Genomic DNA, 22,984 nt, shown 5'->3' on the forward strand with positions numbered 1-22,984 from the left:
CTTCCTTGCCTTCCCTTGCCAAGCGCTTTTTCAAGACCTCCCCGACAAGAGAGGCGTATTATAGGCACAATTCTTACAGATGCAAGACCTTGAAGAAAAAAAATTACAATCCAGATTTTTTCGTGGCCAACACTCTTTTTCTAAACAGGGCGCGCAAAGGACCAGAGGCGCCATAAGCCAGGAAAATACCAAGTAATATCAGGGGGGGCTCCATGGCAATAATGGCAATCACTAGCACCAGCGCCAGCAGCACCATGAAAGGTACTCGACTTTTAAGGTCAATATCCTTAAAGCTGTAATAGCGGACATTACTGACCATCAGCAAGCCTACAGCAGCAATCACCAGAGCTACCAATACCTTGGCGGCCATCCACTCAAAATCAAAGTCATGCAGCACCCAAATAAGGGCTGCAACTATCGCTGCAGCTGACGGGCTGGGCAGACCGATAAACCATTTTTTATCGACATCGCCGATCTGCACATTGAAACGTGCCAAGCGTAGGGCAGCACCAGCCACATAAACAAAGGCTGCAATCCAGCCGAACTGCCCAAGGTCCTGTAGCATCCAAGTGAAGGCAACCAAAGCGGGCGCCACACCAAAGGACACCATATCGGCTAAGCTATCATATTCAGCACCGAAAGCACTTTGGGTATTGGTCATTCGAGCAACACGGCCATCCAGGCCATCCAAAACCATAGCGACAAAAATCGCCACAGCAGCATGTCCAAAATCGCCATTCATCCCAGCGACTATGGCATAAAAACCTGAAAAGAGTGCGGCGGTAGTAAATAGGTTGGGTAGTAAGTAGATCCCTTTGTGGCGTACTTTTTCACCATTGATCTCCGCTTCCTCCACCACCTCTTCAATGACGTCACCAACCATTTTTTGGGCGCGGGTGGTAAACTCTTCTTCTTTCTTATTGGTATCAGAAGAAGTTTCTGGTTTTTCTGGCTGGTTCGATTCAGCTTCTTGCTTGTCAACTGACATGGATACTACCTGTATTAGTGATAATCAATCACTTTCATTCTACACTCTCTGCCCTTCCCTGCTAAGTTTCTATCCGGAAATAAAAAAAAGCGCAGCCGAAGCCGCGCTTTTTAATGAACTGCCTAACTAATCAGTTCTTGTCTTTGTCGACCAGCTTATTGGCAGCAATCCAGGGCATCATGCCACGCAGTTTCTCACCAACGACTTCAATTTCGTGAGCAGCATTGTTACGACGACGTGCCGTCATGGAAGGATAGTTAGCAGCACCTTCCTGGATAAACATCTTGGCATATTCACCGTCCTGAATGCGCTTCAGGGCGTTGCGCATGGCTTCACGCGACTGCTCGTTGATCACTTCAGGGCCAGTTACGTACTCACCATACTCGGCATTATTAGAGATGGAGTAGTTCATGTTGGCAATACCGCCTTCGTACATCAGGTCAACAATCAGTTTTAGCTCATGCAGACATTCGAAGTAGGCCATTTCAGGTGCATAACCGGCTTCAGTCAGGGTTTCAAAACCGGCTTTAACCAGCTCAACTGCACCACCACAAAGAACTGCCTGCTCACCGAAAAGGTCGGTTTCAGTTTCATCTTTGAAGGTGGTTTCAATGATACCTGAACGACCACCACCAACGCCTGAAGCGTAGGACAGAGCAACTTCTTTCGCCTTGCCAGAAACATCCTGGAAAACAGCAATCAGATCAGGAATACCACCACCCTTCACAAATTCAGAACGCACTGTGTGGCCAGGTGCTTTAGGGGCGATCATGATGACATCCAGGTCTTTACGTGGAACCACCTGGTTGTAGTGAATGGAGAAACCATGAGCAAAAGCCAGAGTTGCACCCTGCTTGATGTTAGGCTCAATTTCTTCTTGATACAGCTGGCCCTGGAACTCATCTGGAGTCAGGATCATAACCAAATCAGCGGCAGCAACCGCCTCGGGCACATCAGCAACTTTCAGTCCGTGGGCTTCTGCCTTGGCACGCGAAGAAGAACCAGCACGTAAACCAACAGTCACATCAACGCCCGAGTCTTTTAGGTTACAAGCGTGAGCGTGCCCCTGAGAACCGTAACCAATGATGGCTACCTTTTTGCTTTTGATGATTGAAAGGTCACAGTCTTTATCGTAGTAAACAGTCATTGCCATGAGTGGTATCTCCTAATTTGAACGGATGTTTGCAATGCAGGCAGATTAATAGATTCACTTTGTTGCGTAAACTGATATATTTTCAATACAGCATTGCATAGAGCGCAACACTATGGACATACGTCTACTCAAACACTTCTTAACTCTGGCAGAAACCCTGCATTATGGGCGAGCTGCTGACCTTTGCCATCTCAGTCCTTCCGCGCTGAGTCGCAGTATCAAGCAGTTAGAAGCGACTCTGGCCGTCACTCTCTTCAACCGCGACAACCGACATGTTGAACTGACCGCTGAAGGACGAATTTTCCAAAAATATGCACGCGAGAGCCTCAGCCAGTGGGACAGCTTAAGAAACACCCTCCTCAGTGAAGCACAAGAACTGCAAGGTGAAGTCAGTGTTTACTGTTCTGTCACAGCCAGCTATAGCTTTCTCTATGACCTGCTGCGGCAGTTTCGCAGTCAGCACCCACGCATTGAAATCAAGTTGCATACCGGCGACCCAGCAGCAGCCATCAGCCAGGTATTGAAAGGGGAAGAAGATATAGCCATTGCTGCTCGTCCCAACCAGCTTCCAGCAGGACTAGCCTTTCGTTCCATCGGCTTATCACCCCTGGTTTTTATCGCACCGCAACAGGATCCCTGGATTTCTCCTTTGCTGGAACCTGATTTGGAAGCCATTGATTGGTCAGCCATTCCCATGATCCTTTCGGAGCGTGGTTTGGCCAGAGAAAGAGTTGATGAGTGGTTTCGTCAAAAAGCCATCAAGCCCAATATCTATGCGCAGGTCAGTGGCAACGAAGCTATTGTCAGCATGGTGAGTCTGGGTCTGGGCGTTGGCGTCGTACCCAAAATCGTCCTCGACAACAGCCCCTTGGCTGACCGGGTGCAATTGCTGGATATCACCCCCCGATTGGCCGCCTATGATGTGGGTGTTTGTGCTTTGGAAAGAAAATTACGCAGCCCTTTGATTCAGGCCTTTTGGTCGCAGATCCAGACCTAAAAAAACCCTGCACAACCGCAAAAGCTGGCAGGGTTTGATTACGGTGGGCTTAGTGATTAAAGGCTTAGCACCTTCTCACCACGGGCAATACCAGAAACACCCGTGCGCACCACTTCCAGCAGAGTATTGCTACCCAGTGCATTAATGAAGGCATCCAGTTTCCCGGCATCACCAGCCAACTGGATAGTGTAGATGCTAGGCGTCACATCAATGATTTGTCCGCGGAAAATTTCCGTTGTACGTTTCACTTCCGCACGCTGAGCACCTACAGCCTTAACCTTAACCAACAGCATTTCACGCTCGATATGCTGACCTTCAGTCAGGTCCACCAGCTTGACCACATCAATCAGCTTGTTGAGCTGTTTGGTGATCTGCTCGATGATCCGGTCATCGCCTACAGTCGTCACCGTCAAGCGCGACAGCGTAGGATCATCGGTTGGAGCCACGTTCAGAGTTTCAATATTGAAATTACGCTGAGAAAAGAGACCTACCACCCGCGACAGGGCACCGGCCTCGTTCTCCATCAGAATCGAGATGATGTGTCGCATGATTAGGTCCTCTCCGTTTTAGAAAGCAACATATCCTTCATGGAACCCTGGGGAACCTGCATCGGATAAACGTGCTCGCGTGGATCAACATAAACATCAACAAATACCAGCTTGTCTTTCAGAGCAAAGGCTTTTTCCAAAACAGCGTCCAGGTCGTCTGCTTTATCAATCTTCATGGCAACATGGCCGTAAGATTCCACTAGCTTCTGAAAGTCAGGCAAGGACTCAACATAAGACTGAGCATGGCGGGATGCATAGTTCAAATCCTGCCACTGGCGAACCATGCCCAAAGACTGGTTATTGAGATTAATGATTTTAACCGGAATACCATACTGACTACAGGTCGACAGCTCCTGCATCATCATCTGGAAACTGCCTTCACCGGTAATCAGCACCACCTCTTCATCTGGTTTATTCAGCTTAACGCCCATGGCGGCAGGGAGGCCAAAGCCCATGGTGCCCAGGCCGCCAGAAGTAATCCAGCGATTGGGTTTGTCGAACAGATAGTACTGAGCAGCAAACATCTGATGCTGGCCAACATCGGTCACCACATAAGCCTGACCTTTAGTGACTTTCCAAACAGCTTCGACAACCTGCTGAGGCTTCATGGCTTCGTTTTCTTCAGCCGGCTCATAAAGACGCCCGGTGCGGCTGGCATGCCAGTCTTCGATCTGTTTCCACCACTCGCTCAGATCAGGACGCTCACCCTCTACTTCATCAAGCAAAGAGAGCATATCTTCCAAAACGCTCTTGGCTGTTCCTACGATGGGAACATCAACGCGTATGGTTTTACCGATGGATGACGGGTCCACATCAACATGGACGATCTTGGCTGTTGGGCAGAACTTAGCCGTATTATTGGTTGCCCGGTCATCAAAGCGTGCACCGATACAAACCACTAGATCACTGTGATGCATTGCTTGGTTGGCTTCAAAACTGCCATGCATGCCCAGCCAGCCAATAGACTGCTTATCCGTTTGTGGATAGGCACCGATTCCCATCAAGGAAGTGGTGACCGGGAAGTTGAGCTTTTTAGCCAGCTGCTGGAAAAGCTCGGTACTTTCACCCAGGACCAAACCGCCGCCACCGAAAAGAATTGGGCGCTTGGCTTTTTGCATCAAGTCCACTGCTTTCTTGATCTGACCGCTGTGACCACGACCAACCGGCGTGTAAGAACGCATTTTAACTTTCTTGGGATAGACATACTCATACTTTTCAGTAGGAGCAGTCATATCCTTGGGAATATCCACAACCACAGGACCAGGACGCCCTGTTGTTGCAATATGAAAGGCTTTCTTCAGCACCATGGGAATATCCGCAGGATGCTTGATTGAAAAGCTATGCTTAACAATGGGACGGGTGACACCAATAATATCCGTCTCTTGGAAGGCGTCTTCACCAATCAAGTGGCTCATAACCTGACCACAAAGGACCACCATGGGAATAGAGTCCATGTAAGCTGTAGCTATGCCGGTAACTGCGTTGGTGGCACCTGGCCCCGAAGTAACCAGCACCACGCCTGGTTTGCCTGTGGCCCGAGCATAACCATCCGCCATATGGGTGGCTGCCTGTTCATGGCGCACCAGTACGTGGTGCACCTTGTCCTGGCGGTGAATAGCGTCATAGATATGCAACGCAGCACCACCAGGATAACCATACATATATTCAACACCCTCATCCGCTAGGAATCGGGTAATCATGTCTGCGCCTGAGAGTAATTCCACTTTCGTGAACCCCCTGAAAAACGATTCGAGTGCGTGAAACCGGTCGCTAGTGCCGGTTTCGGTTTAAGATCCGAACGTTAAAAATGAACACCCATTCGGATTTGCTTAACAGCTCAGCTGTTAGCACCTGATGCCTTGCCGTGTCTGGGCAAACGAGACCCGGTTGGGGTCTGCACTCTAGTCGCATCGATAATATGCGATATGGGGCTTGACCTGAGCAGAGGATATACAGGTCTGGAAGTCCTTGATGGAGAGCCTTCAGTGTTGCTGAAGTTGCTCATCATGCGGCTGTCGGGGGGTCGCCCCAAGGTTTCCACGCCCGCTATCAGGAAGGCGCAAGACTCTTATAAAAGGCGGGAATTGTCAAGCAGCCTTCCCTGGCTTTTGCTTGTTTTTCAGAAGACTTTTCAGGCTTTTGCCGAAAATACAGTCTTATCTTCTTCACTGTTAACCAGAATTGTCTGGCCAGGAATAAACTTGCCAGCCAGAATTTCCTGGGCTAGAGGGTTCTCCAGCATCCGCTGTACCGCCCGTTTCAGTGGACGTGCTCCATAAACCGGATCATAGCCCTGCTCGACCAGCTTATGCATAAAGTCCTCAGACAGCTCCAAGTTCAGCTCACGTTCGGCTAAGCGTTCACGCAAGCGATCCAGCTGAATCGCGGCTATGCCACGGATCTGATCCTTGCGCAGCTGGTGGAAAACCACCACTTCATCAATCCGGTTAATCACTTCAGGTCGAAAGTGAGTACCGACCACATCCATGACCTGAGCTTTCATGCTTTCGTACTCTTCGGGCCCACTCATCCGCTGAATCAAATCCGAGCCCAGGTTGGAGGTCATGACGATGACGGTATTTTTGAAGTCCACCGTCCGGCCCTGACCATCGGTCAGGCGGCCATCTTCCAGCACCTGAAGCAGAATATTAAAGACATCAGGATGCGCTTTTTCCACTTCGTCCAGTAGCAACACCGAATAGGGGCGGCGACGCACGGCTTCAGTCAGGTAGCCGCCGGATTCATAACCCACATAACCGGGAGGTGCGCCTATCAAACGTGCTACCGAGTGCTTCTCCATGAATTCACTCATGTCGATACGTACCATGGCCTCTTCGGTATCAAACAGATAACGCGCCAGCGATTTGCACAGTTCGGTTTTACCCACCCCAGTCGGGCCGAGGAAGAGGAAAGAGCCACTGGGTCGATTGGGGTCCGACAAGCCTGCACGTGAACGGCGTACGGCATTGGCAACAGCCAACACCGCCTCATCCTGGCCGATGACACTCTCATGCAGAGCCTCTTCCATACGCAGCAGTTTTTCCTTCTCGGACTCCAGCATCTTGCTGACGGGAATGCCCGTCCAGCGCGCCACCACCTCGGCAATTTCCTCATCGGTAACGCGATTACGTAAGAGCTGGTGTTCCACGTTATCCAGTTGATCCGCCATCTGCATACTGCGTTCCAGGTCGGGAATGATGCCATATTGAATTTCTGACATTCGCCCCAGATCACCTTTACGGCGGGCTGCTTCCAGGTCAATGCGGGCCTGTTCTAGCTGCTGCTTGATCTGCTGAGCGCCATGCAGACTGGATTTTTCAGTTTTCCAGATTTCTTCCAAGTCGGCATACTGACGTCCGAGCCGGTCGATTTCTTCTTGCAAATGCTCCAAACGCTTTTTGGAACCCGCATCGGTTTCCTTCTTCAAGGCTTCCTTTTCAATTTTCAGCTGAATCAGGCGTCTTTCCAGTTTATCCATTTCTTCCGGCTTGGAATCAATTTCCATACGAATCCGGCTGGCCGCCTCATCCATCAAATCAATCGCCTTATCTGGCAGCTGGCGGTCAGAAATATAACGATTGGACAGCTTGGCAGCGGCTATCACTGCACTGTCTGTAATCTCTACACCATGGTGAACTTCATAGCGCTCTTTAAGACCGCGCAGGATGGCAATGGCATCTTCTTCAGTAGGCTCATTAACCAGTACCTTCTGGAAGCGCCGCTCCAGAGCCGCATCTTTTTCAATATATTGACGGTACTCATCCAGAGTGGTCGCACCCACGCAATGCAACTCACCTCGCGCCAGGGCAGGCTTGAGCATATTCCCGGCATCCATGGAACCTTCACCCTTACCGGCACCGACCATGGTATGCAGCTCATCAATAAACAGGATGACCTGCCCTTCTTCTCTGGAAAGTTCTTTAAGCACCCCTTTTAGACGCTCTTCAAACTCACCGCGGAATTTGGCCCCGGCAATCAACGAACCCATATCCAGCGACAAGACACGCTTGTCTTTCAGGCCTTCAGGCACTTCGCCATTAACGATGCGCTGGGCCAGGCCTTCAACAATGGCGGTTTTACCCACACCAGGCTCACCAATCAACACAGGGTTATTTTTGGTACGACGCTGGAGTACCTGAATGGTGCGGCGTATCTCATCATCACGGCCAATCACCGGGTCCAGCTTGCCATCCAGGGCGCGGGCGGTCAGATCAATGGTGAACTTTTCCAGGGCCTGACGGTTTTCTTCGGCATTAGGGTCATCGACCGCTTCGCCGCCGCGGATCTGCTCAATGGCGGCCTGAACCCGGTCTTTTTTAAGGCCTGCTTTTTCAAGCGCCTTGGCTGTAGCATCAGCCAGCTCCAGAGCCGCCAACAGTACCAGTTCGCTGGAAATATATTGATCGCCTCTTTGCTGACAATCACGATCAGCAAGATTCAGCAGCCGCCCTAAGGATTGGGAAACTTGAATATTGCCATCATGCTGGCTGACCGTGGCCAGGCTTTCCAAAACCTGCTTCAGTTCCTGGCGAACACGTGAGGGGTCACTGCCTGCCTGCTTAATAAGAGGCTTTAAAGAGCCCCCCTGCTGATCAAGCAAAGATAGGAGTAGGTGAACGGGAGCAATTTCATTATGGCTTTGACCGACCGCCATAGACTGGGCATCGGCAAAGGCATTTTGCATTTTACTGGTCAGGCGATCGATACGCATGAAAAGAACCTCTTGAATCAAAAAAATCGGAGTTAACCACTAGATGGGGGAGGCTCAAGAGGTATTCAAGGGTCGACCACAAAAAAATGACTAATTTTTTATGTTTGGTCACAAGAAATTTAGCCTAATCCTCTAACCAAATCACACTCGCCATTCTGCCAGTCTGACCATCACGGCGATAAGAATAAAATCTTTCCCGATCAGACAGGGTACAAAAATTACCACCAAACACCTGCTCAACACCAACCGCCTCAAGGCGCTGGCGTGCCAACCGGTAGAGATCTGCCATATAGTGTTTCAAACGAAAAGGGCTGGGGACAAAAGCAGTGGCAGCCTCCGGGTGACCATCAAGAAAAGCCTGACGAACTTCTGGGCCCACCTCAAAAACCCGGGCCCCTATGGCAGGGCCCAACCAAACCAACAGCTCTTCCGGTGCAACCCCCAGGGCCTCTACGGTATTTTCCAGCACCCCGGCAGCCAATCCCCGCCAACCGGCATGAGCAACACCAACGCGTGTGCCCTGACGATCACAGAAAAATACCGGCAGACAGTCCGCAGTCAGTACGACACAGGCATAATCGCCAGTAGTTGCCACCGCGGCATCAGCTTCGGCATCAAGTGAAAACTCGGTTACAACACGGTTTCCATGCACCTGTTTCAACCAGTTTAAGGGGCGGTTTCCGGTTGCCTGCAAAAGCTGGCGGCGGCAACTGGCCACAATTTCCGGATCATCGCCAACCGTGGATGCAGGATTGAAATGAGCAAAAGCCCCCTGACTGGGGCCTTGTTCACGAGTCGTCACCCAGGCTCTGACCCTGCCTGGAGCAGGCCATTGCGGGCAAAGCAAAGCGGGTCTTTGACTGGCATCCTTTTGATCTAATGTCATCTGGCTTCTCGCATATCCTCATCAAGCAGTGTTAAAAGTAGTTGCATATCCTCAGGTAAATCAACCTGCCATCCCATGCGTTGATCTGTTTCCGGGTGCAGTAACTCCAGGCTTCTAGCGTGCAATGCCTGACGGGGGAAGGCACGTAAAAACTCCTTTAGCTCTTCACCGGCACCTGCTGGCAATTTCAAACGCCCACCATAAACGGGATCACCCACCAGAGGGTAGCGCAAATGGGCCAGATGCACGCGAATCTGATGAGTGCGCCCAGTTTCCAGCTTACAGCGGACATGAGTATGGGCACGAAAGCGTTCAACCACACGATAATGAGTCACTGCAGGCTTACCACCGGAAACTACCACTGCCTGGCGCTTGCGATCTTTCGGGTGGCGGCCTATGGGGGCGTCGACAGTGCCGCCGCTGGTCATTTTGCCTAGAGCAATAGCATCATATTCCCGCCCCATACTGCGATCCTGCAACTGAGCAACCAGAGCTGCCTGGGCTTTGAGGGTTTTGGCGACGACCATCAGTCCGGAGGTATCCTTATCCAAACGATGAACTATGCCCGCACGAGGCAAATCCTCCAATTGTGGGCAGTGGTATAAAACGGCATTCAGCAGGGTTCCGTCGGCATGTCCTGCCGCCGGATGCACCACCATACCGGCTGGCTTATTGATGACCAGTAGCGACTCATCTTCAAAAATGATCTCCAGATCCAAATCCTGGGGGCGGTCATTAACCTGTTGCTCCTGCTCTGCGAGCAATAACAACTGATCCCCTATCTGTGCCTTATCCTTGGGTTTGACTGCCTGTCCATTGCTGGTCAGCAAACCTTCCTTCAGCCACTGTTGAAGCTTGGCTCTGGAAAAGTCTGAGAAAAGCTCGGCTGCCGCCTGATCAATTCGTTTGCCCGCCTGCTCAGCGGTTACTTCGGCTTGTTGTTCAATTCGCTGGGTCATGGAATTACTTGTAAAATTAAAAGTCAGATACACTCGAATTCAAGTGCCCTTTTCGCTATTCTAGCACCCGCACTTGTGACCAGGCAGCGTATCCTGATCCCAGCCTGGGATTGTGATCTTATATTTTTCAGGAGTTACCCTAACACCATGCCGGATTTTGCCAGAATGAAAACCCTTATCACGCTGTTATTGACTGGCAGTCTCTTTGCATTAGTGCTAACCGGCTGTGCCGGGCGCGTGTCTGATGACGACAAAAGCGAACAGCAACTCTACCAGGAAGCGCAAGAAGCCCTGGACCGCAATCGCTACACCACAGCCATCACTCGCTTGCAAGCACTGGAAACCCGCTTCCCTTTTGGCGAATACGGCGAACAAGCACAGCTTGAACTCATTTACGCCTACCACCGCAGCAACCAGCATGAAGCAGCCCGGGCAGCAGCCAATCGTTTTATTCGCCTTAACCCTGATCATCCCCAGGTCGACTATGCTCTTTACCTACGCGGCCTTGCAGCCTGGGATGGTGGCCGCCATGCGTTGGAAGGCTTGAAGCTCAGTGATATTTCCAAACGCGATCCTGGCGCAACTCGCGAAGCCTATGCCGACTTCCGCCGCTTGATCAGTGATTATCCTGACAGCCAGTATGCCCCAGATGCCGCACAACGCCTACGTTATCTGAAAAACCTTTTGGCTGAACAGGAAGTTTATGTGGGTCAGTTCTACTTGAGACGCGGCGCCCCAGTAGCAGCCATCAACCGGGGTCGTGAAGTGGTCGAAGGCTACAGAGATACTCCCTCGGTACCTGATGCCCTGGCAGTGATGATTGAAGGCTATCTGCACCTCAATGATCAAGAAGAAGCTGAACGCCTCAAACAACTTCTGATCGAGCTGGACCCCGATCACCCACAACTGGGGCGCGGCCAGCAATTCGTACAACTCCACCCAGCTGACCGCCCAGATAAAACTCTGTTGCAAATTTTAAGCTTTGATTTATTGAGGTTTTAAGCCATGAGCCAACCACAGCAAGCTGAATCAATGGACATCACCAACCTTGAACAGCTTGCCCGGCGGGCCGATTACTCTTTAAGAAAAACCCTCAAGTGCGACCCGGATGCCACCCATGACGGGGGCGACCACCGGCCTCGCCAAGTCTTTTCCGGGCATTATGTGCCCGTTAAGCCCACCCCCATCGACCAGCCTCACTACCTGGCTCACAGCCACACCTTCTTTCGTGAGCTGGGTCTTGCCGATGGCCTGGCGCACTCACCTGACTTTATCCGCTTTTTCTCCGGTGACCTGAACAACCCACCTGAACCCCTGCTGGATACAGGCTGGGCCTGCGGCTATGCACTGTCCATCTATGGCACTGAATACACCCAACAATGCCCCTTTGGCACCGGCAATGGCTATGGTGATGGTCGTGCCCTCTCCGTTCTGGAAGTCGTTCTTCAGAGTCAGCGTTGGGAGATGCAACTCAAAGGTGCCGGGCAAACCCCCTACTGTCGTGGTGCCGATGGTCGCGCCGTCCTGCGCTCCAGCGTGCGCGAATTCCTCGCTCAGGAATCTATGCACGCTCTGGGTGTGCCGACTTCTCGCTCGCTTTGCCTCTATGCCTCTGCCACCGAAAAGGTTAAGCGACCCTGGTACTCAGCAAACTCTCGCTCCCTGGACCCTGATCAGCTCATCTTGGAGCCTGTCGCCATCACCACCCGGGTTGCCCCCTCTTTTATTCGCGTGGGTCAGCTGGAGCTTTTTGCCCGCCGTGCCCGAAGCAAGGCACACCCTCAGGCGATGGAAGAGCTGGAGCAACTGGTTATGCATTTGATTGAACGCGAATACGCTGGAGAAATCGACCCCAGCCTCAGTCGCGAACAACAACTGCTGGAACTCGCTCGCCTATTCAGAGAGCGACTCACCACGCTGATCGCCAACTGGGTTCGGGTGGGTTACTGCCAAGGGAATTTCAACAGCGACAACTGTGCCGCGGGCGGCTTTACCCTCGACTATGGGCCTTTTGGGTTTTGTGAAGTTTTCGACCCCTATTACCAGCCCTGGACGGGCGGTGGTCGGCACTTTTGCTTCTTCAACCAACCCGCCGCTGCAGAACGTAATTTTAGAAGCTTCTGCAGCGCCTTAAGCCCCCTGCTGGCAGAACACCCGGATTCGCTGCATGAACTGGATAGCATTCAAACCCACTTCACCCCTGTGATGCAGCAAAAAATGGAGCAGATGTGGGCCGCCAAACTCGGACTCAACCGCTTTGACTATAAGCTTTATGATGAGCTAATCAAACTGATGACGGACACACCTGTTGATTACACCTGTTTCTTCCGTGAACTGTCCAAACTGCCGGATGACATCCACGCACTGGAAGCCAGCTTTTACCCAAGCAACCAGCCCCAAAAACAACTTGAAGAAAGAAGCCAGCGCTGGACTGCCTGGCTAGACCAGTGGAGAGAGCAGGTCATCAACGACAACCCTGAGCGCTCATTAGAAGAAATTTCTGAGCAGCTGCTGGCCACCAACCCCAAATACATCCCAAGAGAAAGGTTTCTAGCTACAGCCTACCAACAGGCAGCAGAAGGCAGCACCGACTTACTGCACGAGCTGCAAGAAGTGATCACCCAACCCTATGCCGAACAATCGGCGGCCATTGCAGAAAAATACGACCGGCTCAAACCGCTTGAGCACTTCGGTGTCGGTGGGCTATCGCATTACAGCTGCTCGTCTTAGACGAGAAGCTCTGACTTTCATTGAGGTTTAAAAAACCGGCCACCTGTTAACCAGCGGGTAGCGCCGGTCTTTGCCAAACCCTCGGTAGGTGACTCGGACTCCCGGTGCGGCCTGGTAGCGTTTGTATTCATTGCGATCCACCAGGCCGATGACCCGGCGCACGTCTTCTTCGCTGAAGCCTTCGGCCAGCAAATCAGCCGCTGATTGATCCAGTTCGATATAGCCTTCCAACAGACGATCCAGAACGGGATAGGCTGGCAGGGAGTCTTCATCCTTTTGATCCGGGGCCAGTTCAGCCGAAGGTGGTCGATCAATCACCCGCTGGGGAATCACTTGGCCTTGCTGGTTGCGCCACTCAGCCAGTTGGAAGACCAGCGTCTTGTAGACATCCTTGATGGCGTTATAGCCACCGACCATATCGCCATAGAGGGTGCAGTAGCCCACGGCCACTTCACTTTTATTGCCGGTGCTGAGTACCATCAAGCCCAGCTTGTTGGACAGGGCCATCAGCAGGGTGCCACGGCAGCGTGCCTGAAGGTTTTCTTCGGTGGTGTCTCTTTGCGTACCGGCAAAGGCTTTTTCCAGGCCGGTCATAAAGCTATCCACCATAGGGGCGATGGGATAGACCTGATAATCAATGCCCAGCAGACGAGCTTCTGCTTCGGCATCTTCCAGGCTCATGCTGGAGGTATAGTGATAGGGCAGCATCACGCCAGTCACGCGCTCCTTGCCCAGGGCATCAACGGCAATGGCAGCAGAGAGGGCAGAATCTATACCGCCGGACATACCCAGCACCACGCCTTTAAAACCACTCTTGTTGACGTAATCCTGAAGGCCCAGCACCAGAGCACCATAGAGGTAGGCCAAAGGCTCCGGCCAGATCGCTTTGTTGCCAGGCAAAAGTATTACACCTGAAGCCTGCTTTTCCAGCACCGTGATCAGACCGGCTTCTTCCAGAGCCGGAGCTGAAGCCTGAAGCTCTCCCTGAGCGTTGACCGCAAAGGAAGCACCATCAAACAGCAATTCATCCTGGCCGCCCACCAGATTGCAATAAATCAGAGGGACTTGCAGGGGCTCTACCCTTTGCCGCGCCAGCTGAACCCGTTCATGTTGCTTACCCTGGTGCCAGGGCGAAGCATTCAAGACCAGCAGAGCTTCGGCACCGGCATCTACGGCAGCCTTGGCCGGGCCAGGGTGCCAAAGGTCTTCACAGATCAACAACCCCAGGTGCATATCTTTTAGTTTGATCACACAGGGCTGTTCGCCAGGGGCAAAATAGCGTTTTTCGTCAAACACCTGATCATTGGGCAGGCAGGCTTTAAAGTATTCGCCCATCCACTGGCCCTGGTGCAGAATACCTGCGGCATTATAGAGCTGACCTTCGTAGCGAACCGGATAACCTACCACCAGGGTTATGTCGGTGACCTGGCTGGCCAGATAGTCCAGTTGCTCTTGAACTCTTTCCTGCAAAGCAGGCCGAAAGAGAAGGTCTTCCGGCGGATAGCCGGTCAGCGCCATTTCCGGGGTTAGCAGCAGATCTGCTTGCTGCTCCCTGGCTTCTTGAACGGCGGCCAGGATCTTCTGGGCATTGCCTGCAAAATCGCCAACAATTGGGTTGATTTGTGCTGAGTAAATACGAAGAGTCGACAAGCTGAAGCTCCAATAATATAAAAACCGGGGGCACGAAAACTGTTAGAATGGCGGCTATTTTGATAAAAGGGTAGTCAAATAGCAAAGACTTCCCAAGCTGACGGAGAGATTCAATGAGCCTGTTAATTATTCGACTGCTGGTTTTCGTTCTGGTGTTTTGGGCCGGCTGGCGTCTCTGGCAGTATTGGCAAGGCTTTCAAAATCAGCGTGTTGAAGATCAAAATGGCAAGGAAGGCCATGAGAGCATGGTGCGCTGCGCCCATTGCGGCCTTCACCTGCCTTCCAGTGAAGCACTGAAATCCGGTGATCATTATTTTTGTTGTAAAGAGCACCGTGAAGAATTCAACTCCCCAGATTCACAAGACGACGATAAAAACTAAGGGGCTGCCAGGCGTTTTTTCGGCTGATAAGGCTCAGGGTCTATGACAGGTGAACGGCCCAACAACTGGTCAGCCAGCAGGCGTGTCGCTGCTGGTGCCAGAACCAAGCCGTTACGAAAATGGCCAGCACTGACAAACAGGTTGCGGTAGCCCGGCACTTCACCCATATAAGGGATACCATCCTTACTACCAGGTCTTAAACCCGCCCAATGATGTTCCACTTCACAGTTCTTCAAAGCAGGCAGCAGCTGACAAGCTGTTTGCTTGAGGGAATAGAGGGCATCCTCGGTGGTGTGCTTATCAAAACCCACGTACTCAAGGGTAGAGCCAGCCAGAATTCGGCCATCCTTACGGGGAATCAAATAGCGGCCATCCATAAGTACAACCCGGTTCAACAAACCGGGCTCAGCTTTGAAGACAATCATTTGCCCGCGTACGGGTTTAATTGAAGTATCCAGACCCAAGTCCTGCATCAAGGGACCACTCCAGGCACCCGCACAGATAATAGTGCGCCGTGCGGCGAAAACCATTTGCTTACCCTTAACGCCAAGAACCTCACCTTCCTCATGAAAAATTCCGGTGACTTCGGTGTCTTCTAGCAAGCGAATGTTTTTGCGTTGCTGCACTGAAGCTCTCAGCGCCTGACCTAAACGTGGATTACGAACACTGGCAACCTTGGGCATCCAAAGAGCCTGATCAAAACCCGGTGCCACATCCGGTTCTTTTTCGTAAAGGAAAGCCGAGTCCACCTTTTCCACATTACGACCTTCTCGTTCCGCCCAAGCCAAGGCTGCTTCTTGATCCGCAACACGAAGCATCAACAGGCCATGCGGTGAAAACTCTGGATCTATTCCGGTTTCTTCTAATAATTCCTCAGCCAAGCTTGGATAAAAATCCTGGGCATAGTTAGCCAAAGCGGTGACTTCTGGCGGGTAACGCCAGGGGTAAAGCGGAGAAACGATGCCGCCGCCAGCCCAACTGGATTCTTGGGCACACTGGTTACGTTCCACCAGGGTTACGTCTGCACCCGCATCCGACAGTTCACGGGCGAGCATCATGCCAATCACACCACCACCCAGTACCAGAAAGTCACTCATGCAATTTCAAACCTCGATTAACTGTCGCACAAGCCCAGGTCCAAGTCCGGTTCCTCATAGGGAACAAAAACGGGCTTTTCCTGAGCTTCTTTAGCTGGCTCACTTTCTTCAGACTCATCAGCCAGAAGTGGTAAACTAAGTGCAAGATAAATTCCGGCTGCCAGCAGGGCTGCTAACTTTAGTGTCTTCATTAAATGACTCCTTCAAACAGGATGATTTATTAAGACATACTAATAAGCAGAAATGGCAGCGTCTATTCAAACCTTTAATATTTTGGAAGCCTATGAATACTCAGCAACTGATCCTTGCACTCAATGAAGGCCCCGTCGAGTTTCAGCAAGTGATGGCCGTTATTGACCAGGACTATGATTTTACGCCAACACGCTTTACCAATGGCAGCCAGGTCAACGAAGCCAATACCAATAACGGCTCCTGCAAAATTTTTGCTTTTGGGTTACATAATCAACTTAGCGAGCAGGCAACGCTGAATGCCTTTGGTGATTTTTACACTCAGGATGTATTACAAAACCCTGAAGGCACAGACCACCAAAACATCCGCAACTTCATCAAAACTGGCTGGGCCAGTGTTCAGTTTGACGGCCAGGCTCTGGCAGCTAAGGCCTAAAAAAGATCAGTAGTAAGGGGAGGCTGAGCCTCCCCACTGAATTCAAGCCTTGTGATAAAGAGCTGCACCCTGTTCACGAAACTCCTTGGATTTTTCCTGCATCCCTGCTTCCATTTCAGCCGCATCCACTGCTTCTTGATCCGCCGCGTATTCCCGAACTTCCTGGCTGATTTTCATCGAGCAGAATTTCGGGCCACACATGGAGCAGAAGTGCGCGACCTTGGCGGAGTCCTTGGGTAGGGTTTCATCATGAAATTCCCGCGCTGTGTCTGGGTCCAGTCCCAGGTTGAACTGGTCTTCCCAGCGGAATTCAAAACGCGCCTTGGACAGAGCATTGTCGCGGCGCTGGGCAGCAGGATGTCCCTTGGCCAGATCCGCAGCATGAGCGGCAATCTTGTAGGTAATAATGCCGGTTTTAACGTCATCCTTGTTGGGCAGGCCCAGATGCTCCTTAGGGGTGACATAGCAGAGCATGGCACAGCCGTACCAGCCGATCATCGCAGCACCAATACCTGAGGTGATGTGGTCATAGCCAGGGGCGATATCGGTGGTCAGCGGGCCAAGGGTATAGAAAGGTGCTTCGTCACAGCATTCCAGCTGCTTATCCATGTTCTCTTTGATCAGGTGCATGGGCACATGGCCAGGGCCTTCGATCATGCACTGGACATCATGCTTCCAGGCAATTTTGGTCAGCTCACCCAGGGTCTCCAACTCACCGAACTGGGCTTCATCGTTGGCATCAGCGATAGAGCCTGGGCGCAGGCCATCACCCAGGGAGAAGGACACATCATACTGTTTGCAGATTTCGCAGATGTCCTCAAAGTGGGTGTAGAGGAAGTTTTCCTTGTGATGTGCCAGACACCATTTCGCCATAATGGAGCCACCACGCGAAACTATGCCGGTGACCCGCTTGGCGGTCATGGGCACATGATGCAGACGTACACCGGCATGAATCGTAAAATAGTCCACACCCTGTTCGGCTTGCTCAATCAAAGTGTCTCTAAAAATTTCCCAGGTTAGATCTTCAGCCGCACCATTCACCTTTTCCAGTGCCTGATAAATGGGTACGGTGCCTACGGGAACTGGTGAATTACGGATAATCCATTCACGGGTTTCATGAATATGCTTACCAGTGGATAGATCCATGATGGTGTCCGAACCCCAGCGAATCCCCCAGGTCATCTTGGCGACTTCTTCTTCAATGGAAGAGCCCAGCGCAGAGTTGCCGATATTGCCGTTAATTTTCACCAGGAAGTTGCGCCCGATGATCATCGGCTCGCTTTCTGGATGGTTGATATTGCAGGGAATAATCGCCCGACCACGCGCCACTTCTTCACGCACAAATTCCGGCGTAATTTCGTCGGGAATTTTGGCTCCAAAGCCCTGACCGGCATGTTGCTGTTGCAAGATAGCTTCTACCGCTTCGCTACCCAACTCCAGGCGTTTCTGGTTTTCACGAATGGCAATGAACTCCATCTCTGGAGTAATCACACCCTGACGGGCATAGTGCATCTGGCTGACATTCTTACCTGGCTTGGCACGGCGCGGTTTGCGTTTGAGATCAAAGCGCAGTTGCTCAAGAGTCGGATCATTATAACGGCGCTGACCGAATTCGCTGGTGGGGCCCTCCAAAAGCTCAGTATCGCCTCTTTCTTCAATCCAGGCGGTTCTCAGAGCAGGCAGACCCTTGCGAATATCAATTTCAGCTTCGGGGTCGGTATAAATACCTGAAGTGTCATAGACCAAAATATCCGGGTTCTTCTCAACACCAAACTGGGCTGAGGTATCATCTTGGCTGATGGCACGCATGGGTACACGAAGATCAGGACGCGAGCCCTGAATATAAATCTTTCTAGAGTTGGGCAAAGGCTGCACACTGGCGGCGTCGACCTGGGCCTTTTCTCTTAAAAACTGGCTGGAAAAATTAGTTTCTGGCTGGTTCATTGCTTGCTCCCACGAATCATATCAAGTAGTGCGGGAACCGGCAGGGCGGGAAAAACGAGCTGTGCTGAGTCTAGGTGCAGTGCAGGTATCTCGATTCCTACGCCGGTGCTAACCGGTTCAGGTTCAACGGGTATTATCTCAGCCTGGGCTTGTCAGCCTGGGCACCCCGTCAAGATGTCGCAGTCAGTGTAGCAACAGCACGCAATTGACGAAAGACAAAGTTTTTTAATTTTAGAGTTAAAGTTATTGTCCCAACCGCCGAAAACACATTCAAGGTTATCTCTACTGCCTACAGGGGTCAGCAAACAGCCATGCGTATTGAAAATGCGTTTAATCATTCACTCGAAGCTCAGGAAAGCCTGAACACCTCGCTGAACACAGCGCAGGGTGCCCAGTTTTCTTTAATGCTGAGCTTGATGATGGCTCCGGTTTATTCCCCTGACTTGCCAGGCATCTACAACACTCTGCCTAGCTATGCGCCTCAACCCATCCACCCGGCCCATATACCCACTAAATATGATCCGCCTGGGTTAACCAACTACACCAACCGCCCTCCTAACCACCATGATATCGTTTTGGTGGAGGACACCTATAGCCGTAAATTGGCCCGTCAGATTCAAAGCGGTATGGGTGAAGCCTTGGTTTATGGTAATGCAGGCCATTTCAGCTGGTTGCGTGCCCTGACGGAAGAATACCCCAAGCTTCAATATGTCACGACTATGAAGCCAGCTCAGGCACCTGAACCCAAGAAGGTTGCTGCGGCCTATGCTGCTCAAGCCAAGCCGGACACCGAGACACTGCTGAAAGAACTCAGCAACTTGCAGACGGCTGCTTAAACCACACCCAAACCTGAAAGCAACTGGCGCATAATGGCTTCATCTTCATCGTTGATCTGGGCTTCCTGCAAGAGATAAACACTAAAGCAGCTTCCCTTGCCCAGCTCTGAATCAACTTCGATATCCCCACCATAGCGGCGTATCAGGCTGCGGCTGATTGACAGACCCAAACCATTGCCGCCTTCACGCGTGGTAAAGAAGGGTTCAAAGATTTGCGCTTTAATTTCCGGCGCCATTCCCTTGCCTTCATCCCGAATTCGGATTTCCACCCCTGGTTTAGCTTCAGAACTCTGCCAAGGATGAGTGGACAGATAAATTTTTCCAGGCTCCCCTTCCAGTGCATTGCCAGCATTAATCAACAAGTTAACCAATACCTGCTGAATTTGCTGGCGATTCCCCTGAACGCTCACCACTTCTTGATAGGTCTGAATCACTTCCACATCCTGTTTATCCAGGGCATGGCGAACCAAAGCCAGGGTATCGCGCGTCACTGCATTAATATCCAGGGTATCCAGTTGATCCAGGTGCTGGCCGGGGCGGGTGTATTGCAAGAGGTTGTTGATAATTGCGCGAATCCGATAAACCTGTTCAACGACCGTATCGATTTCCTGCTGCACGGGTAAAGCAGCCTCCCCCAGTTCAGCTTGCAGCAAATCCATGTGCCCCAAAATAACTGCTGCCGGATTATTGATTTCATGGGCAATACCCGCCGTCAGTTCACCCAGAACGGCCAACTTTTCCTTGGTAAACAATTGCTCCCGAGTCGCCTTCAAGAGTTCAATGTGCTTCTCCAAATCCTGGGTTTTTTGCTGAAGGCTGAGGGTTCTCTGCTCAACTTTACGCTCCAGCTGCTCGGCCGCCGCTTTAATCGTTTGCTGGCGAGAATCCAGCTCATCCAGCATGGCATCAAACTGGTGGGCCAAGTCTCTCATCTCATCCTTGGATTCTATCTCACCAATGCGTGCATCTTTTTGACCCAGGCGAACAGCCATCACCGAATCATGAATACGTTTGACGGGTGCAAAAAGCCGATTACTGCCCTGCCAGACAAAAAAAGCAGATACCGCCAACACACTGAGTAGGGCAACACCCAGCTCAGCCAGTGTTTTTAAGTATTGAGTAAAAAAGGGACCTTCGGAAAAACCGGCATAGAGCACTCCAACCAGATCACCACGCAAATCATAGAGCGGTTCGTAAGCACTGATAAACCAGTCATAAACCACGAAGGCACGATCCAACCAGATCAGCTCTTCACCCAGCACCCGATCGCTGACTTCAGCAGAAATACGGGTACCTATGGCTCGTTGAGCGCTGGCTCCTACTTCGCTGATCAAACCCGGCACATTGGTGGTGATGCGCACATCATCCAAAAACAGGGTCACTGTGCCCAGACCTTCAGCAGGCAAGGCCCCTGGCCCATAGACCAGCTCACGAATGGTATCGACAAACTCCAGATTATGGTTAAGCAGCAGACCACCATCTAACAGAAAGGTAATTTCCCCCTCTGCATTAGTAATCGGATGCAGGCTGCGAACCAACATCGCCCTATTTTCAACTGTTTTATCGGTAGGTCTAGCCCTAGGTGTGACTAAAATATCCACCCTGGCCTTATCAACCAAGCCTGGATGCCAGAGTTCCATTTCATCTGCTGACATGATTGATAGGCCGGTCAGGCTGTCACCTGCAAGCACACGCCTGGTCAAACCTGCCAAACTGGGCTGGGTGGCTTCAATCTTTTCCAGCTCATCAACGGGCAACAAGCGCAGAAAATCAAAACCATGATTATCCCTGATTCTGGCAACCAGCTCTTCCAGGCGCTCTGGGTCCTGATGAAAAATGTCATCATGCACCTGCCAGGCGTTACTGAGCTGCACCAGGCGCTCTAACTGGCGGTCCTGCATCATGTCCAGGGTGCCCTGGGCCACAGCCAGATCTGCTGCCACCTTCATGTAAAGTTGGCGATCCGTGTAATTGGAGGTCCAGTAAGCGGTTAGCAGAGCCAAAACACCCAGAGTCAGTAAAATAGGGAAGAGAGTCAGAGCCAGCAGCTTCCCTTTGATGGAGTAGGCCCAGGGAAAGGTCATTCACTCGCCTCGGGGCTAATCACCCCCTGCTCTTCCCAGGCGGTTAATTTACGATCCAGGGTTTTACGGGCAATCCCCAACTGCCGGGCTGCTGCCGATTTATTGTTTTCACTAGCTGCCAGCACTTGCAGGATGTGCTTTCTTTCCACTTCTTCCAATGGCCAGCAACTGGGATAACCACCGCCACTTCCGGTTGAAGCTTGTTGATCTTGGGTACGTAAATCCTCAAGCGGCAAACGACCCAGAAGGATGCAGCGTTCAATAAAGTTTTTCAGCTCGCGAATATTGCCTGTCCAGGGATGTTTTTCCATGGCCTGAAGGTCATCATGGCTAAAAGGAATAGGCTCCAACCCCAACTCCTGGGACAGCTTGCGAGAAAAGTAATGGGCCAACTGGGGAATATCTTCACTGCGCTCACGCAAGGGTGGCAAGGTCAGGGTGAGGACATTTAATCGAAAATACAGGTCTTCACGAAAGCGGCCGGCTTTGACTTCCTCATCCAGCTTGCGGTTGGTTGCAGCCAGGATGCGCACATCCACTTTCACTTCCTGTTCGCTTCCCACCGGGCGCACTGCTTTTTCTTCCAAAGCTCTTAACAGCTTGGCCTGCATACCCAAGGGCAGCTCACCGATTTCATCAAGAAACAAAGTACCGCCACTGGCATAGCTGAACAGCCCATCCCGAGCCCGGTTGGCTCCAGTAAAAGCGCCCTTGGTGTGCCCAAAAAGCTCTGCTTCCAAAAGATCAGGGGCTATAGCGCCGCAGTTAACAGGCACATAAGGGCCTTCCCGGCCTGATTTTTGATGCAAGGCTCTGGCGACCAGGTCTTTACCTGTTCCTGACTCGCCCTCAATCAGAACAGCCGAGGGTGTTGGCGCGACCCTTTGCAGGACGTTTTCCAAACGCTGCATAGAGGCACTGGTTCCCACCATGGCATTGTCAGCTTCCAAAAACTGACGCACTTCCCGCTTCAGCAAAAAGTTTTCACGGCTCAAGCGCCGCCTTTTCAGCACCCGCATCACTGCATTCATCATCTGCTCAAGGCGAAAGGGCTTGAGGATAAAGTCTGCAGCGCCCACTCTCAGAGCCTGGATGGCCGTATCCAGCTCTGCATAAGCAGTCATAAAAATCACATCGGAATGGCGATTAGGGTCTTTCAGCGCCTCATGCCATTCAATGCCTGAACGCCCCGGCAATTTGACATCCAGAATCATCAGATCAAAGTGGCAACGCTGACGAAGAGCTTCGGCATGATCTATACTGCCTGCGGTTTCAACCAGTCCAAAATGCTTGCCCAATGCCTTTTCCAAAAACTGGCGCATCCCTGGCTCATCATCCACTACCAAAACGGAAGCAGAACGACACAGGTGCAAGTCGGGCATAGCTGTCATATATA

At 51.6% G+C, this 22,984-nt stretch carries 19 protein-coding genes and 1 riboswitch; of the genes, 6 read left to right on the plus strand and 13 right to left on the minus strand.

What is annotated here, in order from left to right; translation table 11 throughout:
- Positions 1–103 precede the first annotated feature (103 nt).
- Positions 104–988 carry a CDP-diacylglycerol--serine O-phosphatidyltransferase gene (pssA, locus tag BM185_RS14160; protein ID WP_091965111.1) on the minus strand — a complete coding sequence of 295 codons (885 nt, stop codon included), beginning with the start codon at positions 986–988 and terminating at the stop codon, positions 104–106.
- 130 nt (positions 989–1,118) lie between these two features.
- Positions 1,119–2,135 carry a ketol-acid reductoisomerase gene (ilvC, locus tag BM185_RS14165; RefSeq protein WP_091965201.1) on the minus strand — a complete coding sequence of 339 codons (1,017 nt, stop codon included), beginning with the start codon at positions 2,133–2,135 and terminating at the stop codon, positions 1,119–1,121.
- Positions 2,136–2,253: 118 nt separating this feature from the next.
- Between ilvC and ilvY the strand changes: the two genes are divergently transcribed.
- The gene (gene ilvY, locus BM185_RS14170; RefSeq protein WP_091965113.1) at positions 2,254–3,138 is read left to right on the plus strand and encodes an HTH-type transcriptional activator IlvY; all 885 of its coding nucleotides are present in this window, start codon (positions 2,254–2,256) and stop codon (positions 3,136–3,138) included.
- 56 nt (positions 3,139–3,194) lie between these two features.
- On the opposite strand, the gene ilvN is transcribed toward ilvY, so the two are convergent.
- The 5 genes from ilvN to rluD form a co-directional block, all read right to left on the minus strand.
- Positions 3,195–3,686, minus strand: a complete 492-nt coding sequence (ilvN, locus tag BM185_RS14175) for an acetolactate synthase small subunit (RefSeq protein ID WP_091965115.1) — start codon at positions 3,684–3,686, stop codon at positions 3,195–3,197.
- Positions 3,687–3,688: 2 nt separating this feature from the next.
- Positions 3,689–5,410 carry an acetolactate synthase 3 large subunit gene (locus BM185_RS14180; RefSeq protein WP_091965117.1) on the minus strand — a complete coding sequence of 574 codons (1,722 nt, stop codon included), beginning with the start codon at positions 5,408–5,410 and terminating at the stop codon, positions 3,689–3,691.
- Between the two features lie 407 nt (positions 5,411–5,817).
- Complete coding sequence (gene clpB / locus BM185_RS14185; protein ID WP_091965119.1) at positions 5,818–8,397, minus strand: ATP-dependent chaperone ClpB; 2,580 nt, start codon at positions 8,395–8,397, stop codon at positions 5,818–5,820.
- A gap of 124 nt (positions 8,398–8,521) precedes the next feature.
- Positions 8,522–9,283: a peptidoglycan editing factor PgeF gene (pgeF, locus tag BM185_RS14190; RefSeq protein ID WP_091965121.1), complete on the minus strand. Its 762-nt coding sequence runs from the start codon at positions 9,281–9,283 to the stop codon at positions 8,522–8,524.
- Positions 9,280–10,242, minus strand: a complete 963-nt coding sequence (gene rluD, locus BM185_RS14195; RefSeq protein WP_091965123.1) for a 23S rRNA pseudouridine(1911/1915/1917) synthase RluD — start codon at positions 10,240–10,242, stop codon at positions 9,280–9,282. The genes pgeF and rluD overlap by 4 nt, the downstream gene beginning before the upstream one ends.
- A 165-nt stretch (positions 10,243–10,407) precedes the next feature.
- Between rluD and BM185_RS14200 the strand changes: the two genes are divergently transcribed.
- Both BM185_RS14200 and BM185_RS14205 read left to right on the plus strand, forming a co-directional pair.
- The gene (locus BM185_RS14200) at positions 10,408–11,244 is read left to right on the plus strand and encodes an outer membrane protein assembly factor BamD (protein WP_091965203.1); all 837 of its coding nucleotides are present in this window, start codon (positions 10,408–10,410) and stop codon (positions 11,242–11,244) included.
- 3 nt (positions 11,245–11,247) lie between these two features.
- On the plus strand, positions 11,248–12,972 hold the full coding sequence (locus tag BM185_RS14205) for a protein adenylyltransferase SelO (protein WP_091965125.1): 1,725 nt from the start codon (positions 11,248–11,250) through the stop codon (positions 12,970–12,972).
- A gap of 27 nt (positions 12,973–12,999) precedes the next feature.
- Here the strand turns inward: BM185_RS14205 and BM185_RS14210 are convergent, their stop codons facing one another.
- Positions 13,000–14,622, minus strand: coding sequence for an NAD+ synthase (locus tag BM185_RS14210; protein WP_091965127.1), 1,623 nt, complete (start codon positions 14,620–14,622; stop codon positions 13,000–13,002).
- Positions 14,623–14,735: 113 nt separating this feature from the next.
- Between BM185_RS14210 and BM185_RS14215 the strand changes: the two genes are divergently transcribed.
- Complete coding sequence (locus BM185_RS14215) at positions 14,736–15,002, plus strand: PP0621 family protein (RefSeq protein ID WP_091965129.1); 267 nt, start codon at positions 14,736–14,738, stop codon at positions 15,000–15,002.
- Here BM185_RS14215 and thiO read toward each other — a convergent pair.
- Positions 14,999–16,099: a glycine oxidase ThiO gene (thiO, locus tag BM185_RS14220; RefSeq protein WP_091965131.1), complete on the minus strand. Its 1,101-nt coding sequence runs from the start codon at positions 16,097–16,099 to the stop codon at positions 14,999–15,001. The two genes, BM185_RS14215 and thiO, sit on opposite strands and share 4 nt — an antisense overlap.
- A gap of 17 nt (positions 16,100–16,116) precedes the next feature.
- A complete protein-coding gene (locus BM185_RS14700) occupies positions 16,117–16,290 on the minus strand; it encodes a hypothetical protein (RefSeq protein WP_177203580.1) in 174 nt (57 codons plus the stop codon).
- A gap of 92 nt (positions 16,291–16,382) precedes the next feature.
- On the opposite strand from BM185_RS14700, the gene BM185_RS14225 reads away from it, so the two are divergent.
- Positions 16,383–16,724, plus strand: a complete 342-nt coding sequence (locus BM185_RS14225; protein ID WP_091965133.1) for a HopJ type III effector protein — start codon at positions 16,383–16,385, stop codon at positions 16,722–16,724.
- Positions 16,725–16,766: 42 nt separating this feature from the next.
- Here BM185_RS14225 and thiC read toward each other — a convergent pair whose 3' ends face one another.
- Positions 16,767–18,668 carry a phosphomethylpyrimidine synthase ThiC gene (thiC, locus tag BM185_RS14230; RefSeq protein WP_091965135.1) on the minus strand — a complete coding sequence of 634 codons (1,902 nt, stop codon included), beginning with the start codon at positions 18,666–18,668 and terminating at the stop codon, positions 16,767–16,769.
- A gap of 77 nt (positions 18,669–18,745) precedes the next feature.
- Positions 18,746–18,847: riboswitch (TPP riboswitch) on the minus strand.
- A 132-nt stretch (positions 18,848–18,979) separates the two neighbouring features.
- Between thiC and BM185_RS14235 the strand changes: the two genes are divergently transcribed.
- Positions 18,980–19,504 (plus strand): hypothetical protein, encoded by a 525-nt coding sequence (locus BM185_RS14235; RefSeq protein ID WP_091965137.1) that lies wholly within the window; start codon positions 18,980–18,982, stop codon positions 19,502–19,504.
- Here BM185_RS14235 and BM185_RS14240 read toward each other — a convergent pair.
- Both BM185_RS14240 and BM185_RS14245 read right to left on the minus strand, forming a co-directional pair.
- Positions 19,501–21,588, minus strand: coding sequence for a sensor histidine kinase (locus tag BM185_RS14240; RefSeq protein WP_091965139.1), 2,088 nt, complete (start codon positions 21,586–21,588; stop codon positions 19,501–19,503). The genes BM185_RS14235 and BM185_RS14240 overlap by 4 nt on opposite strands.
- On the minus strand, positions 21,585–22,979 hold the full coding sequence (locus tag BM185_RS14245) for a sigma-54-dependent transcriptional regulator (RefSeq protein WP_091965140.1): 1,395 nt from the start codon (positions 22,977–22,979) through the stop codon (positions 21,585–21,587). The genes BM185_RS14240 and BM185_RS14245 overlap by 4 nt, the downstream gene beginning before the upstream one ends.
- Between the last annotated feature and the right edge of the window lie 5 nt (positions 22,980–22,984).

The sequence above is a fragment of the Marinospirillum celere genome (assembly GCF_900112235.1).
GTDB lineage: Bacteria > Pseudomonadota > Gammaproteobacteria > Pseudomonadales > Halomonadaceae > Marinospirillum > Marinospirillum celere.